The organism is Exiguobacterium sp. s166 (genome assembly GCF_018618855.1).
Lineage (GTDB): Bacteria > Bacillota > Bacilli > Exiguobacteriales > Exiguobacteriaceae > Exiguobacterium_A.
Map to the genome: position 1 here is coordinate 126807 of NZ_JACSMU010000002.1, position 15307 is coordinate 142113.

A 15307-nucleotide genomic window follows, 5' to 3' on the forward strand; every position below is an offset into this window, starting at 1 on the left:
ACACATCGAGCCGTGAACATTAGGTGAATTGCAGAACCTGTCGTGCCAAACTCTGACGTACCAATCGTCCGTCTGTCACCAAGCGGTCATCCGGGTTCTCCCCGAACCATTCGAGACTCGCTGTTTTTGTAGTTAACGCCAGCCTGAGTTCTTCAAAGAACCTGTCGTAGTCGACGATTCCATCAAACAACGGCACCATACCGTCCCGTGAGCCGCTTGCTGCATACACATTCGCCGGTTCAAAAACGCTAAATTGATCCGCTCGCGCCACCGTTTTTAGATGAAGATGTTCAACGACGGGCTCAATCCGGCGATAGGCTGCGACCGGATCGGCACCGGATTCAGCGACATGGAGAACATCGAAATTCACACGGCAGGCCGGATGGTTGACCTCGTGCAATAACCGCTCCGTCGATTCGATTGTATCCGCCGCCGTATTCGGATGAATTTCAAGCAACACCAACTGTTTTGCCTGATCCAAGACTTTACAGACGCCGCTCAATTGATAGACAAGTCGCGCCCGTTCCGCCTCCGTTAGTTGATGACTCGCCTTGTGGCCGGCAAAAATCCGGATCCGCCGGGTTCCGAGCCGCTGGGCGAGACGAGACAAGGCTTTCGTTTGTTCAAGCAAGACCGACAGCGGAGCGTCAAACGACAGGTAATGGCTGAGCATACTGACATGAACTCCGCTGTTTTGTAACAAGGCAAGGTCTGCTTCCTCCAGATGCTTCGCATGAACACCCCAGACATCTATCGCCTCAAACTCGTTTGCTGCGGCAAACCTCACCAATTCATCGAATGACCGTAGATGATGCCGGTAGCTGATCGTACAAAGTGCGAGTTGCATCCGTTTCCCCTTCTTTCTGTTGAAATCGGCTGAACAAATCAACAAGCTGCCGTTTGATGTCATCTTCCAGCGTCGTTTGTGCGACGAGCCATTGTTGGATATCCAGTAAATCTGTCCGGTCGCGGGTCATGCTGTATTTAATCGCCCGGTGTTGAATGATGGTATATTGATTGACCAATCGCTCGATTTTGTCACACCAGTCGTCAAAATCGGACGCCACTAAATCAATTCCCAAGCGTTCATAAAAATAGGCAAAGGCGTGCTCATAGGCGTATTTGCGGATGGCGATGACAGGCAGTTGCTTTAACGCATCCGGCAACCTTTCCGGGCTTGACGCATGGTGTAAGATGACCTGTTCGACCGCTTCCGTCAACGGATGGTGCCGCTTGAGACCACTCATGAAATAAGCGGAGACGGTTTCCGTGTCCGGCAGTTTGACCTGACTCCCGTCAAACCAAAACCCACCGGCGACGGTCGGCTGATCGACGGCCTGGAGAATCCGTGTCCGATCAAATTCGCCTTCATACCGGAAGTCCGGATCGAGCATCCGCCATCTGTCTTCATCATCCGTTGGTTCGAGCATCACGTAATGCGGAAAGACCTCGTGATGAAACTTGTTTTCCCGCTCCGGTAACCGGGCGAGGTCGAGCATGACGATGACAGACTGTTCCGGCCGTTTTATTTTCATGAACTGTTCCAGATTCACAAGGTTCGCCGCTTTAGTGCGGGACGGATCATACCAGGACTGAACGGTGATTCCATACAGCAAGCGGTACCAATCGAGCATTGCTTCATGACTGATATGCGCCGCATGGTGGGACAGGACAAACTCAGACGTCAACGCAAAGTCAGCGTCCCAGATACCAAAGTAGTACGGACGATGGTCGGCGTCCGATCGTTTGATTACTTCACACACACAACTGACGAGACAGTGAACTTTAATCATCAGACGACCTCCTTTCGTGCCAACGATTGCAGCAACTGATCGACCGTCATCTGCGGCAGTTGAGCAAGCTGCTCATCAGCGAGGACATACCCGTGTTCGAGTTCCAGATGAACGAGCAATTGCAACAGCCGCATCGAATCCAGCTGCAAGTCGTCCCGAAGCCGTTCGCCTCCCATCACTGCTTGTCGCAAGGTGACCTCCAGCTGTTCCTCGACAATCTGACGAAATGACGTGTAATCAAGGAGCAGATTCATGACGTCACCCCCAGACGTACGCGACTGACTTTCCCGTTCGGCAGCTTTTCAATGGCCGGTACAAACGTCCAATCCGACGGACATTGATGGGGCGCAAGCTGTTCCCGACAATAGGTCCGCAATGCGGCTTCCTTCGCCGAGCTGACGACTTGGACACAGACGCGTTCACCCTGCAGACGGTCCGTCCGTTTGAAGACGACGGCCTCTTCGACATCATCGTGACGGAGCAACACATCCTCGACATCCGCCGGATAAACCGACAGTCCGGACACATTGATCATTTCGTCGAGACGGCTGAAGAACAGCAATTCGCCGGTACTCGTCTGCCCCATTAAATCTTTGATTCCGATCCACTGGTCTCCTGCCTTCACTTTCAACTCAGCCGGCTCGTCGATGGTACCGGTCTGGATTGTCAGATGTGGCAACGGATAGCCGATCGCTTGAGCTGATTTCGGAGCAGGATGTAAGGCGATGCAGCCGATTTCCGAACAGCCGTACTGTTGCAAAAGATGATCCGTTACGTCCCGAATCGCTTCAAACCAGACGGTCGGCACGGTCATCCCGGAAATCATCACCGCAAACAGCCGTTGCTTAAATTGGCTGAGTAAATAGACGAGTCCCGGTCCGGCATACAAAATGGCAGTCGGACGTGCCTGACAGACGTGTAAAATATGCTTCGGTGACAGGTTTTCCAAGATAATCGGTGTCGCTCCGCGCTCAAGTGTCGCCAAGACCCCGCAAATCAATCCGAATGAATGCGACGTCGGGCAGGCAACGATGGTGCCGGTCGTCACTGTTAACGGAAAACGTTGACCATAGGCTGCCAGTTCCTCGTCAATCGAGGCCCACGTCCGATGAATGACTTTCGCGTCGCCGGTCGTGCCGGAGCTGAACTGAATCAATCCTCCCGGTCGAACCGTTGACGCTGCCAAACGGATCGGCTGTTGAAAATCGGCATACACCAAATAATCACATCCCGCTTGTTCCGCCAGACGTCTTGCCCCGGCTTCCGGCAAATCCGGATGGAGCGGTACGACCGTCCCGTGCATCTGTTTCATATAGAGACAAAACGCGATCCATGCCGCTGTGTCCTTGACGCAGACGGCAACGACGGTCTGTGCGGGATCCGTGAGCCAATTGAGTCGACAGACCGGATGATCGGTCAGCATCTGTTTCGTATAAAACGTGTCTTCAATGTATAACATGCATTTCGCTTCCTTTCGGTGTTTGGGATTGCAGAGGATTACGGACCAGATGCCGGCACTGCGTCGTGTTGAATTTCCGTGCAACGAGCGACTCCGTATAGATCGTCGGCGTATCGAGTTGTAATGTTTCCAGACGAGCCGGTGGCAAATTCAGTCCAGCGAGTATGTCGGCGGTCCAGTTAAAAAAGGTCGTCTCGTCGAGCTGATGTGTTTCTTTCAGCTGATGCGACAACTCCGTCAGATGAAAGACAAACACCGTATCGACGACCAGCTCGCGCAACGCTTCGACCTGGTCCATCTCATAGTACAGATTAATCGTTGAGCGAAAAGCCGGATGCAGCGTGTCAAACATCGGAATCTTTTCCGGACGTTCGACAAACGAGCGGACAAATTCAACGCTGTCATGAAAATCCCGTAACATCAGCCGCGTCGGCCAACCGTTCTTCAAGACCAACAAAGCATTTTGGGCATGCGCCTCCACTGCGATTCCTTCTTCAACAAGCAGCCGGAAAACCGGTTCCAGATAGACGGTCAGAAACTGTTTGAGCCAGCGCTCGCGTCCGTAGGTCTTGAACCACGGTTCCAGAAACAGAGTCTCGTTCCCTTCACGGAGAGCGAGTGCCGTCAACGGGATGACCGTTTCGTCCGGTGACACGGCCGCCAAGACATTGTCCCGGTACAAACAGCCGATTCGTCCCGACAGGTCTCCGTCTGTCGTCTCGACGACTTGACTGGCGAATTCCCGGAGTATAGTCACCGGCAGTTCTTGCGTCCGGTCGATCAACCAGTCGGACAAAACAGGTGCTGCGACAATGTTCGGAACGGTGAACGTCCGTCGCGAGGAAGTCTGCATCAAATCGAGCGGGAGCTTGATGTGCGGAACCGTCGGCGCATCCGGTTGAAAAATGGTCCGGATCGATTGGGTCGCTTGAAACAGAGGTCCGGCTTCCCCCAGATCAATGCCGCCGGACGCGCGGACATCCGCTTCGACGTGTTGCCATTGCCACGGGTGGACCGGCAGAACGTGATAACCGGTCGGATTGTCGACCGCAGAGGCCAGCTTTTCCTGCAACCGGAGATACGTCTTGCGACCAAACGTCTGCTCCATCACACCTTCCATGCGTTGTTGATGAACGATCGACACCGGGAGGGCAACAAAGTGTAACCGGAAACGTTGCCCTGCTTCCGGTCCATAGCGCGAGTGGTCGTCACGCGAAAAGCCAATCCGGGACTTAAAACACGGATGATACGGGTGCCCTTCGACCAATGCTTGTTCCAGTTGTTCGTAGGACAGATGCGTCCGCAGCTCGGGATATGTCGGACACACGTCGGCAAACTGAACCGTCTGCCTCAGTTCCAACCGCAGCGGCTCCGCGAGTTGAAAACAGTCCATGATGTGCTCAAGCGTCGGCGATTGCTCGTGATTTCTCCGCGTCAAGACGACCGTCTCGATGTCGAGCCAAACGCGGTCAAACGCTCCCCGTCTGCCGTCGACTGTCAGTTCATACGGCGGACGGACAAAACGAAACGTTGTCTGTCCCTGTCGCCGGTGTTCGATGAACGGTTCGATCCGTTCAAACAGGATGGCTTCAAGAAGTTGTTTGCAGACACGTCGTTCGTTCGTCGTTCGCATGGCGGACCTCCCGGTGTAATGGATTGTCGATTTCGATGAAGATCACCCGCTCGCCGCTGACTTCGAGTTCGTCGAGCGCATGGAGCCGTGTCAACAAGTTCGCTTTATACGGTAACGTCGGCCGTGAACGGACATATTCGAGCCAATCCTTGCCACGTCCCGATAAGATCTGAATTTTTTGATCGCACCACGTTCCGACCCACTCGAGCATCGTTGATTCCGCAAGCAAGCCGTCGCGGTCAAACCGATGGATCAGACCGGCCAAGTGATTCCAGATCATGTAATACGTCAACCGCTCCTTGATCGTCGTTTCGTCGTAGAACAATTCCGGTGCGTCTGCCAGTGAGGCTTCGAGGTGGATTAGCTGGTTTTTGTTCGAACGGGCGAGATAATACCCCTGATTATCGCGAAACTGGTAGCTGACAGGACGTCCGTGTTCAAACCGGATCAGACTGTTTTGCTGGTGCGCTTCGAGCGCAATCCCGTAGTGTTCATACAACTCGACCAAGGTCCCGAGTGTCAGTTCGATATACGTCTCGAACCAGTCCCGGGCCGCTTGAGGCAGCGATTGATCCGCTCGCTTTGACTTCAAGACGAGCGATGCCAGGACGGACTGTTCTTGATCGAGCGGTTCCTGAACGAGTGCCGCGACGTTGATTGCATCTCCTTGGGCTTCGCGGTAGATGACTTCAAAACCGGACTCGTCTGCACCGGTCTGAACCGTTGCGTATGCCGGATCATGGGTAATCGAAAAGCCGTCCGGAAACGAAATTTGTTCGGCGAGACGCCGCATGACGAGTCCCGCAGTCAGTTCATGCCGTTTATTGACGCGACGCGAATTGGTGACCTGGACCGGAATCGAAAACTTCAGCATATGCGACCGATCCGCTTGCAGGACCGTCCGGATTGAAGATGTCGCGAAGTACATCGGACCCAGTCGGCCGAGATGGCGGAGTTGGTTCGTCGCGATCAACTGTTGCACAGTCGGTTGCAACAAAAGATGTTGCGCCTGCAAAGGATGCGCGGGTAACAGGCGTTCTGACGCTGACAGTGCTACTGCTGATCCGAGTTGCTTCCGCATCTGTTCGCTGATCCGTTGATTCGTCGCACTGGCTTCCGTCAGCAGGGATTCATCAATCGCAAAATAATCGAGTTGGAACCCGTTCCTGAATTCCGGTGCATACGCGACTTGCTCCCAGTCATGCATTCCGACCCGGCTTTTCGGTGTCGGGTGGAACCAATGTCCGAACCGGACCGTCTGCTCGTGTTCAAGAAACGTCTCAGGGCAAATCGGCTCATTCAGCTCATGCGCGATGACGTGACACATACACCGGTGACTGTCGAGGACCCGGTACAATAAATCTGTTACGCCGGGAGCATGCCGTTGCAGATGTTGGCAACAGGCAATGATGAACGTCAATGGTGCTTCCTCCGTCCATCCGCAGCTCGTTTGCCGGTAAATCCGTCCGATTTCGTGACGCCCGATCCTTGAACGGCGTCGGATTTCTAGGACATAGATGACCCCGACGTCGATCCGGCAGGCCGTCTCACCGAACCAGATGTTCTCCTCATCTGTTGGAATGAACCACTCGATCATGTCGACTTCACGGAGGTAGCTGTTGCCGAAAGCTTGGAGCGTTGCATGGGTTGCAATCTCTTCGGTTCGTTCTGTACGTGTCGTCATGACTGTCACACTCCTTCTAACAATTGATAATCATTCTCACTGTCAAAAAAGAGAAAAACGGGTTTCCCCGTTCTTTCTCCTGCTCTTCATCTGGTCATTTCAATAAGACGTCTTCAAGTTCTGTTAATCCTTTTTGGCGTTCGATTGGATCCCAGAAGCCCCACGTCGTCGACAATTGGTGGACTTGATTTTTTTTGACTGCTGTCAGCCCTTTCCAGACCTTTCCGTTCGTCACTTCATCGTAGTACGGTCCACTGTTGAAGTACGACAGATCAATGATGTGGTCGGGATTATATTTCGCCAGTCCTTCGATCGAAATGTTTTCCCCGAAGTCTTTTGGGAGACCTTTCGTCGGTGTCAGCCCGATATCATCAAACAACAGCGAGTTCGTCGCGTGGTTCGTCAGACCGTAGACCCGAATATCTTTTTTGTTGACCGAGACCGCCATGAAGGTCTCGTCCTTGACGTTTTCCTTGATCTGTTGACCGATGTCTTTTGCTTCTTTCGCCAAGTCATCGATGACTGCTTGTCCTTCTTCTTTCTTGTTGACCGCTTCCGCGACTTTCAGGTGATCTTCTTTCCAGTCACCACCCACCTCGACGGCGACTGTCGGGATCGTTTTCGCCAGTTTGTCATACAGCGGTTTGTACCGGTCACTGATGATCAACAAGTCCGGATCCAGTTTGACGATTTCTTCCGGATTGATTTCGTCCGCGTACGGCAATGCCTTTGTCCCTTTGAGTTCTTTCGTCAAGTGTGGTGGAAACTCATTATCGTATGCCATCACCGCATACGGTTTGACGCCGACGGAGACGAGCGATCCTTCCCACGAGACGTGCGACAGGACAACCACTTTTTTCGGATCATTCGGAACTTCTGTCTTTCCAAAAATATGTTCAACAGTGTGGACGGCAGCTGCTTTTTTTGTCGGTTGTTCGCTGGCCTCGCCTCCACAGGCGGCTAATACAACACACGTCGCGAGGACGGATGTGACACTGATGATTTTTTTCATGTGGTTCTTTTCCCCTCTCACTCTCGTTCTTCATTAGTAATGATAATCATTATCACTAAAGAGTAACATGGACGAACCAATCAACTTTCATGGACAAATCAAGCGTGGTTCATTTTCAATATAGTCTAACAATTGCTTCAGCATGTGGGTGCGTCCGAGTGGTCCCCAAGGATCCCAATCAACGCTGTCCGGAAAATAGACTTGATGGCGCCTGACCGCCTGCAAGGTCTGCCATGTCGATTCTTGCTGAATCCGCTCGACATCAACCGGTTGACTCCATAAGATCAACAGGTTTTCGGGATCAACTCGTTGTAACGTCTCCAGCGTGACAATCTCATAAATGGCTTCAGGTAATCCCGGTGCCGGTTTCAGACCCAAATCATGAAATAAAAAATCAAGCATCGTATGTTGCTTCATCCCGTATAAACGCACCTCGTCCGGTCGAATCCAGACGACAGCCCATGTTCCGGTCTTGTTCCACGCCAAACGTTCCTTGACCGTTTGTTCGAGCGCTGTAATCTGCGCGACGATCGGCTCGAGCCGGTCTTCCCGATTCGTCGCTACGGCAATCAGTCGGAGATATTCACTCCAGCAGGTTTGATGCGGCAGTTCAAGGACATGGTCAGCCGGCAACCAGCTGATATCCTGTCCCTTCTCTAAACTCGGTGTCTTGATAATCAAATCCAGTGCCGTCGTCTCGAACCATTCCCGCTGAAGCGGTTGATTCGCGTCGTACAACCGGGTTCCGTCCAGTCCGGTCAAAAACACGGGTAATCCGCTTGCTCCGTATTCCGTCGGATAACTCGGTGCCAAAATCGGTTGCAGACCAAGTGCCAACAGATGATCCTGCAACAAGAGGCGGCTGGCAATGCCGATCCGGGGCGTAATCCGTTGTAAAAAATGGGTCGGCGACAGACCGGTCCGTTTTTTGAAGAGGCGGCTGAAGTAAAATTCGTCCTGCAGCCCCACTTTTTGTGCGATTTGCGCCAACGTCATCTCGTGTGAAGCGAGCATCCACTCTTTTGCCGTGCGAATCCGCAGTTGCGTCACATATTCTTTTGGTGTGGCGTGATACCGCTCTTTGAACAGCCGGTTAAATGTCGGTACCGACATTCCGAGATCAAGCGCCAGCTCATGGACGGACCTTTTCATCGACAAGTCCTTCAGCCACGAAGCGACCACTTCCTCAAACACATGATTTTCCTGTTCGCTGTTCAATGTCTCAAGCAGTTGATACAGAATTCGTAGTTGAGTCAACCCTTCCTGTTCCGAAGTCGGGCTGACATGCAGTTGCCGTAACCAGTCATGCAGGATGTCTGCATCTTGCCGATACAGAGCACACCGGTGTCCCGTCAACGTCAGGTGGTAGAACAAACAAGTCTCTTTTGCAGCCGGCAATACTTCGTCGATTTGTTCGATCCAGACGGCATCGCCCGGGTATAACCGGTGCCGGTTGCTGTATAAAAATCCGCTCCCTGCAACAACGATGACCAGTCCCGGCTTGACTGATCGCCTATCGCCTTCAAGCAACCAGTGCTTCTTGATTGGTAACGGTTTAATCTGTAACTCCATCCTGCCCACTCCCTAAAAAAACATTTGACAAAAAATTGGTCTTCGATGTACGTTTAATCGCGTTGATAATGAATCTGATTCTCAATTAAAAAGGAGAGACGTCTATGACTACATCCGTTCGACCACGCTCAATCCTGACGATTGTTGCTCTCACGGTTGGACTGCTCACGCTACTAAGTACACTGTCCTTGTTTTACGGTGCCGTGCCGATTTCCCGGGCGACCGTCCTTGCCTCGTTTCATTCCTTTGACGCCGGTAATCTGCAGCATCAACTCGTTCAAGAAGTCCGGCTTCCGCGTCTGATTTGCGCCGGGCTTGTCGGTATTGCTCTGGCGCTGTCGGGGACGATGATGCAAGGGTTGACCCGGAATGCGCTGGCTGATCCCTCCCTGCTTGGCATCACCCACGGAGCAGGACTTGGAGTCGCCTTGTCGCTGGCCTTTGTCTCGGAGCATTCATTTGTGACTTCGCTTGCCTTTTCGTTTGGCGGCGCCGCACTTGGGACAGCTGTCATTTTGCTGATCACAGTATTTGCCCGCGGACGCTTTTCACCGGTCACGTTGACCGTAGCCGGTGCGGCACTGAGTGCTTTATTCAGCGCTCTGTCGACCGGCATCACCCTGTTTCACCAAGTCGCCCAAGATCTCAGCTTTTGGTATGCCGGCGGGTTATCCGGGGCAAAATGGGCGCACGTGTTGGTCTTGCTTCCGGTCGTCCTGCTTGGACTCCTCATTTCCTTACATATCGCCCGCAGCATGACCGTCCTCTCGCTCGGAGAAGATGTTGCGACCGGGCTGGGGTCCTCGTTGACGAAAGTCCGGCTGCTTGGATTTTGCAGCATCGTCCTGCTTGCCGGTGTTGCCGTGTCGGTCGCCGGTGTCATCGGCTTTGTCGGCTTGATCATTCCCCATATCAGTCGCTTTTTAGTCGGGACGAACTATTACCTGTTGCTGCCGGTCAGCGCCCTGTTCGGCATGACGTTGTTGATTGCTTCCGACCTGCTGGCACGAATGATCAATCCGCCGTTCGAAACTCCGCTTGGAGCTGTCACCGCCCTGGTCGGAGTACCCTACTTCCTTTATCTCGCCCGCCGAAAGGAGTTGTCCGTCTGATGGATGTCTGGCATGCGGTAAAACAGGCGCGATTGACGCTGTTTTGTTTATGTAGTCTGCTCATTTTGACATTTGTGTACAGTCTGTCGACCGGGATTCTTCCCGTTTCGTTTAGCGCGATCGGCCGAACGTTGATCGGACAAGGAACGGAATCTGAACGGCTGATTCTCATCGATCTCCGGTTACCGCGGATGTTACTCGCATTGTTGATCGGTGCCGGACTAGCAGTGTCCGGGACACTACTTCAAGGGATGTCACGCAATGCCCTCGCCGATCCCGGCATTCTCGGAATCAATGCCGGTGCCGGATTGTTCGTTGTCTTGACACTGTTTTTCTTTCGCTCCGCTACACATCAACTTCCGGTTCTGCCGTTCGTCGCTTTTGTCGGTGCGACGCTTGTCGCCTGGACGATTTACCGATTAGCGGGAAAAGCAGTCCAACCGGGACGTCTGTTGTTGGTCGGCGTCGGAATCAACGCCCTGTGCGGCGCCCTCCTGATCATTTTTCAGTTGAAGATGGATCCGCGCGATTTTCAGCAGGCGACGGTCTGGTTGACCGGAAGCATCTGGCAGGCGGATTGGTCATCCGTTTTGACGCTTGCACCCTGGATCGTCTGTTTGGTGCCGCTTGCCTTTTTACACAGCCGACCGTTGAATCTGTTGCAACTGAGCGGCTCGCTCCCGCAAACGTTAGGACTCCGAGTCGAACAGACACGGAAACGGATCTTATTGATCGCTGCCGCACTTGCCGGTTCCTGCGTCGCTGCCGGTGGCGGAATTTCCTTTATCGGTCTGCTCGCCCCGCACATTGCCCGGCGTCTTGTCGGACCGAACCATTACAGTCTGATTCCGGTCGCTGCCCTGCTCGGCAGCCTGCTGGTGTTGCTCGCAGACTTGATCGGGAAAAACCTGCTTGCTCCGGCCGACATTCCGGTCGGGATTGTCATCGCAATCCTTGGCGCACCTTATTTCATCGTGTTATTGTTCCGAAAATAAAGGCAGACCGATTCGCCGCAAGTGGACGGATCGGTCTTTTTCTCAGCGTTTGCCTTTTTGACCCAGAACATCGTAATACTGCTGGTCACTTCCTAAAATGAACGACGGCACCGGTTGACCACGACGTGCACGGTGACCTGCAAGATGGACGTCACTCGTCTCCCACGCTTTCCAGTCCTGTTCCGACTCCCAGCGAATCAGTACGATGACTTCTTCCTCGCCCCGCGTCCGCTTTTTTTGCAGGACACTGAGATCGATGAAGCCGGGTTGTTGTTCGATGATGCCTTCGCCTGCGAATCGTTCAATCATCGACTCCGCATGACCGGTTTCCACCCGGATTGTTTTAAGTTGGATGAACAGAAAAACCACTCCCTTTTAATTGATAATGAATCTCATTTGCAACAATACTATATCATCGTTTCTCCTCCTTTTGTCAATACCATTCCAATTTGTTTCCATCGATGATGATGTGACAGACAGCAAAAAAGCTGCTTCGATTCAAGATCGAAACAGCTTAACATCCATAGGATTAATATCTTTGCTCAAGCAACGCGTGACTGTTCCGGCCGGTAGGCTTTTTTCCGCCCGAATAATCCGCCTAATATGGCTCCGATGATGGCCGGAACGACCCAACCGAGTCCGACGGAGAAGAACGGCAACACGTTTTCAAAAACGCGCAAGACCGGTCCGACCGGTGCTTCTGCCACTTTCAGTCCATCAAACAGACTGACGGCAAACGTCATCCACATCGCTCCCTGGTAGACCGCCGGTTTTCCTTTAAAAACGGAATGCAGGAACGTCAGGAAAATCAGACAGATTGCCAGTGGATAAAGCGTCAGCAGAACCGGTTTTGAAATCGCGATCAACTGGGTCAGACCGATGTTGGCAACGAGCGCGCTGAAGATCGACAGTCCAATCGTCCACTTGACGTACGAAATCTTTGGTAACAATAGCGCGAAGAACGAGGCGCAGGCCGTAATCAGACCGACACTCGTCGTCAGACATGCAACCGTGATCATCAGACCGAGTAAAATCGAGCCGTATGCGCCGAAGTAATAGTCGGACACCGCTGACAGGATTTCCGCTCCGTTCGTCAGCGGACCAATTTTGGAGACACTGGAAGCCCCCATGAAGGCAAGGGCCGAATACGTGATGGCAAGTAAACTCGCCGCAATCAGGGCTGCTTTCGAACAAATAATGAGCAATTGTTTTTTCGACGTGACACCTTTTTCCTTGATTGCCGAGATGATGATAATACCGAAGACAAACGCTCCGAGGGCATCCAGTGTCAAATAGCCTTCCTGGAAACCATTAAAAAAAGCGTTGTGCTGATACGTCGTCAAAGGATTCTGAAAACTTCCGATTGGCTTAATGACGGCAACGAGAATCAACAGCCCGATGAATGTAATCTTGATCGGTGTCAAAATTTTCCCGACGACATCCACGATTTTTGTCGGATTCAGCGACAACAGGCAGGCAAGCGTATAAAACAGAATCGAAAAAATCAGCAACGGTGTCGACGATGCGCCTTCCCCGAAAAATGGTTTGATCCCGATTTCATAGGAAACGGTTCCAGCGCGCGGAATCGCAAAAAATGGACCAATCGCTAAGTACAAGATGATGGCAAAGACAAGACCGAAGACCGGGTGGACCCGCGACGCCATCGCCCGTAAATCCGCTTCTCCGGAATAAGCAAACGCTAAGATCGCAAGCAGCGGTAAGCCGACGCCTGTAACCAGGAACCCGGCATTGGCAATCCAGACATTTTCTCCCGCCATTTGTCCGAGCATCGGTGGAAAAATCAGATTGCCTGCTCCGAAAAACAAGGCAAACAGCATCATACCGATGACGACGATAAAGGATGTTGGAACTGTTTTAGACATAAGAAACCCCCACGATTTAATTACGACCTGATTCATGTTTTATCAACGAATCAGGTACTTCGTTCGAAAGGATAACACAGGTCTGTGACCTCGTGCCAGGAGTTTATCTGGTGAATATTCTGACATTTCTCAAAAAACCTTGCTGTTTCACTCTTTTCTTAAAAAATGACTGCTGATGCGCTTGAACGATGTAATCGGTAACATAAGTTCATCTGACTAAGTTCAGAAAAGAGGAATCTTTTGTCTCCGATTCCTGTATGGATAATTGTGGTATATTTGGTTGATAGGAGGGGTTTTATGAAACGATTGTTGATTGGCATGACGTTAGCAAGTCTGCTCGCCGGCTGTTCCAACACACCGGAAGCCGAAAAAGCAAAACCACCGGGACTGACATTCAAACAGGATGAACAGACGATAAAAATCATTCCGCTTTACGATGCGTATCAATCGTATGTCGATGCAACGCTAAAAGAGCCGACCGAGAACGGTGCCCTGTTTGAAAAACACATTTTAGACGTGAAAGATAAGTGGATTGAGAAGGAAAAACTGACACCTACCTATCAGGACCGGCGTATTTTAGAAATTCCTACCGACAATGCAGAAGAACTGAACAAAACGATTGCCTACTTAAAAAAACACCAGGATTCCATTCATCAACAGATTAAAAAAAGCCTTCAGACCTCAATCAAAGCACTGCCAAGAACAGATAAGCTGACAGTCTTCGTCGCGCCTTATGAGATTCATAATGCGGCTGATATTCAACGTTACGGCGGTGCTTCAGGTTTTGCCTCCGGGACAAACATGTTCACCCTCTACTTAACAAAAGATTTTTCAAGAGATACACTGGCGAATACCATCGCCCACGAATACCACCATACCGTCGCTTTTGAAAGCAACACGCATGACTCGGTGTTCAACGGTATCCTTTTGGAAGGTGAAGCGGACATGTTTGCTGCGCAGGTCTATCCAAAAGGGAAATCGGAAGCGACCGAACCGTTTCTCGATCATACGCTGGAAAATCTGTTGACACAGATCAACAACCATAACGTGGATGCGTACGATTTACGATACGGCAACTATGACAAAGACATTCCGCCGCTTGCTCAATATACGCTCGGCTATATGATCATGACGGACTTCATCCAGAAAAATCCTGATGTTCCCGTTGCCGAGTGGACCCGGATGTCACCGACTGATATTTTAGAGAAAAGTAGCTATGCGAAGAAGTTGACGATCCGTTAGGCAAAATTCCGATAAACTGATGCTAAAAAAACCACGGATCGCGTGTCTTTGAAACAGACATACGAACCGTGGTTTTTGATATTATCATCCGAACACTTATTTAAAGGCAGGAATCGCCGTTTCGTCATAATTGTCCTCGAGGAACTTTTTGACTTTCGGACTTGTCATTGCTTTCGCAAGCTTTTGAATCGCTTCTGAATCCTGATTGTCCTTCCGGGCAACGAGCGTGATCGCAAAGTCATTTTCGACGCCTTCCGTCACAAGGGCATCTTTCTTCGGAGTCAGACCGAGCGGTGAAGCATAGGCCGGCGTCATGATGACCGCATCCGCATCATCATAAAGGCGGGCGAGCATCAGCAAATCCACTTCCTTGAACTTAAAGTTACGTTTGTTTTCCGTGATGTCTTTCATCGTGTAGTACGGACCGGTTTTCTTTTTCAACTTGATCGCATCATGCTGTGCGAGCAGAGCGAGCGACCGGTCGATGTTCGAGACGTCATTTGCGACGGCAATAACAGCGCCTTTCGGCAATTGGTCCATCTTTTTATACTCTTTTGAGTACAAACCGTAGTTCGCAAAGTAAATCGGTTTAATCGGTACGAGATTGGCTTTGTTGTTGCGGTTGAATTCTTCCATGTACGGAACGTGCTGGAAGAAGTTCGCATCGACTTCTTTTGCTGCGAGGGCACTGTTCGGTTGCACGTTGTCACTAAGGACGACGACTTCCAGATTAATGCCTTCTTTTTTGAGTTCCGGTTTGACGAGATCAAGAATTTCCGTCATCGGTTTGATCAGTGACGCGACTTTTAACGTCTCTGTTTTTGACGCCGATTCTTGTTCATCCTTTTTATCGGCGTTGCCGCATCCGGCTAAGGCCAACACAAAAATGCTGAGTAATACCATGATTTTTTTCATTTTGAAT

General features: G+C 51.5%; 14 protein-coding genes. 3 read left to right on the forward strand and 11 right to left on the reverse strand.

Annotated elements, in window-relative coordinates:
• Positions 1-19: 19 nt before the first annotated feature.
• The 8 genes from KNP93_RS05100 to KNP93_RS05135 all read right to left on the reverse strand — a co-directional run bounded on the left by KNP93_RS05100 (position 20) and on the right by KNP93_RS05135 (position 9153).
• The gene (locus KNP93_RS05100) at positions 20-847 is read right to left on the reverse strand and encodes a sugar phosphate isomerase/epimerase family protein (protein WP_214853712.1); all 828 of its coding nucleotides are present in this window, start codon (positions 845-847) and stop codon (positions 20-22) included.
• Entirely contained in the window at positions 792-1793 is a 1002-nt protein-coding gene (locus KNP93_RS05105; RefSeq protein WP_214853723.1) for a DUF6005 family protein, read from the reverse strand. The genes KNP93_RS05100 and KNP93_RS05105 overlap by 56 nt, the downstream gene beginning before the upstream one ends.
• Positions 1793-2047 (reverse strand): phosphopantetheine-binding protein, encoded by a 255-nt coding sequence (locus KNP93_RS05110; protein WP_131502906.1) that lies wholly within the window; start codon positions 2045-2047, stop codon positions 1793-1795. Before KNP93_RS05110 ends, KNP93_RS05105 begins: the two co-directional genes overlap by 1 nt.
• Positions 2044-3252: an AMP-binding protein gene (locus KNP93_RS05115; RefSeq protein WP_214853725.1), complete on the reverse strand. Its 1209-nt coding sequence runs from the start codon at positions 3250-3252 to the stop codon at positions 2044-2046. Before KNP93_RS05115 ends, KNP93_RS05110 begins: the two co-directional genes overlap by 4 nt.
• Complete coding sequence (locus KNP93_RS05120) at positions 3239-4885, reverse strand: IucA/IucC family protein (protein ID WP_214853727.1); 1647 nt, start codon at positions 4883-4885, stop codon at positions 3239-3241. The genes KNP93_RS05115 and KNP93_RS05120 overlap by 14 nt, the downstream gene beginning before the upstream one ends.
• Positions 4842-6569 (reverse strand): IucA/IucC family protein, encoded by a 1728-nt coding sequence (locus tag KNP93_RS05125; protein ID WP_214853729.1) that lies wholly within the window; start codon positions 6567-6569, stop codon positions 4842-4844. Before KNP93_RS05125 ends, KNP93_RS05120 begins: the two co-directional genes overlap by 44 nt.
• Positions 6570-6663: 94 nt before the next feature.
• Entirely contained in the window at positions 6664-7581 is a 918-nt protein-coding gene (locus tag KNP93_RS05130) for an ABC transporter substrate-binding protein (RefSeq protein ID WP_131973051.1), read from the reverse strand.
• An 87-nt stretch (positions 7582-7668) separates the two neighbouring features.
• A complete protein-coding gene (locus KNP93_RS05135; protein ID WP_214853732.1) occupies positions 7669-9153 on the reverse strand; it encodes a helix-turn-helix domain-containing protein in 1485 nt (494 codons plus the stop codon).
• 104 nt (positions 9154-9257) lie between these two features.
• Between KNP93_RS05135 and KNP93_RS05140 the strand changes: the two genes are divergently transcribed.
• Together KNP93_RS05140 and KNP93_RS05145 are read left to right on the forward strand one after the other, a co-directional pair.
• Entirely contained in the window at positions 9258-10265 is a 1008-nt protein-coding gene (locus KNP93_RS05140) for a FecCD family ABC transporter permease (protein WP_214853737.1), read from the forward strand.
• The gene (locus KNP93_RS05145; RefSeq protein ID WP_131502913.1) at positions 10265-11260 is read left to right on the forward strand and encodes a FecCD family ABC transporter permease; all 996 of its coding nucleotides are present in this window, start codon (positions 10265-10267) and stop codon (positions 11258-11260) included. The genes KNP93_RS05140 and KNP93_RS05145 overlap by 1 nt, the downstream gene beginning before the upstream one ends.
• A gap of 42 nt (positions 11261-11302) precedes the next feature.
• Here KNP93_RS05145 and KNP93_RS05150 read toward each other — a convergent pair whose 3' ends face one another.
• Entirely contained in the window at positions 11303-11620 is a 318-nt protein-coding gene (locus KNP93_RS05150) for an antibiotic biosynthesis monooxygenase (protein WP_131503178.1), read from the reverse strand.
• Between the two features lie 182 nt (positions 11621-11802).
• The gene (gene brnQ, locus KNP93_RS05155) at positions 11803-13143 is read right to left on the reverse strand and encodes a branched-chain amino acid transport system II carrier protein (RefSeq protein ID WP_188005353.1); all 1341 of its coding nucleotides are present in this window, start codon (positions 13141-13143) and stop codon (positions 11803-11805) included.
• Positions 13144-13440: 297 nt separating this feature from the next.
• Between brnQ and KNP93_RS05160 the strand changes: the two genes are divergently transcribed.
• Positions 13441-14385, forward strand: a complete 945-nt coding sequence (locus KNP93_RS05160) for a DUF2268 domain-containing putative Zn-dependent protease (RefSeq protein WP_214853740.1) — start codon at positions 13441-13443, stop codon at positions 14383-14385.
• A gap of 96 nt (positions 14386-14481) precedes the next feature.
• Here KNP93_RS05160 and KNP93_RS05165 read toward each other — a convergent pair whose 3' ends face one another.
• Complete coding sequence (locus KNP93_RS05165; protein ID WP_214853743.1) at positions 14482-15300, reverse strand: MetQ/NlpA family ABC transporter substrate-binding protein; 819 nt, start codon at positions 15298-15300, stop codon at positions 14482-14484.
• Positions 15301-15307: the final 7 nt, after the last annotated feature.

Bases quoted from the DNA above. Each gene is read 5' to 3' on its own strand.
- KNP93_RS05165 (WP_214853743.1), bottom strand. From the start codon at position 15,300: ATGAAAAAAATCATGGTATTACTCAGCATTTTTGTGTTGGCCTTAGCC.
- KNP93_RS05100 (WP_214853712.1), bottom strand. From the start codon at position 847: ATGCAACTCGCACTTTGTACGATCAGCTACCGGCATCATCTACGGTCA.
- KNP93_RS05110 (WP_131502906.1), bottom strand. From the start codon at position 2,047: ATGAATCTGCTCCTTGATTACACGTCATTTCGTCAGATTGTCGAGGAA.
- KNP93_RS05135 (WP_214853732.1), bottom strand. From the start codon at position 9,153: ATGGAGTTACAGATTAAACCGTTACCAATCAAGAAGCACTGGTTGCTT.
- brnQ (WP_188005353.1), bottom strand. From the start codon at position 13,143: ATGTCTAAAACAGTTCCAACATCCTTTATCGTCGTCATCGGTATGATG.
- KNP93_RS05120 (WP_214853727.1), bottom strand. From the start codon at position 4,885: ATGCGAACGACGAACGAACGACGTGTCTGCAAACAACTTCTTGAAGCC.
- KNP93_RS05130 (WP_131973051.1), bottom strand. From the start codon at position 7,581: ATGAAAAAAATCATCAGTGTCACATCCGTCCTCGCGACGTGTGTTGTA.
- KNP93_RS05125 (WP_214853729.1), bottom strand. From the start codon at position 6,569: ATGACGACACGTACAGAACGAACCGAAGAGATTGCAACCCATGCAACG.
- KNP93_RS05145 (WP_131502913.1), top strand. From the start codon at position 10,265: ATGGATGTCTGGCATGCGGTAAAACAGGCGCGATTGACGCTGTTTTGT.
- KNP93_RS05160 (WP_214853740.1), top strand. From the start codon at position 13,441: ATGAAACGATTGTTGATTGGCATGACGTTAGCAAGTCTGCTCGCCGGC.
- KNP93_RS05105 (WP_214853723.1), bottom strand. From the start codon at position 1,793: ATGATTAAAGTTCACTGTCTCGTCAGTTGTGTGTGTGAAGTAATCAAA.
- KNP93_RS05115 (WP_214853725.1), bottom strand. From the start codon at position 3,252: ATGTTATACATTGAAGACACGTTTTATACGAAACAGATGCTGACCGAT.
- KNP93_RS05140 (WP_214853737.1), top strand. From the start codon at position 9,258: ATGACTACATCCGTTCGACCACGCTCAATCCTGACGATTGTTGCTCTC.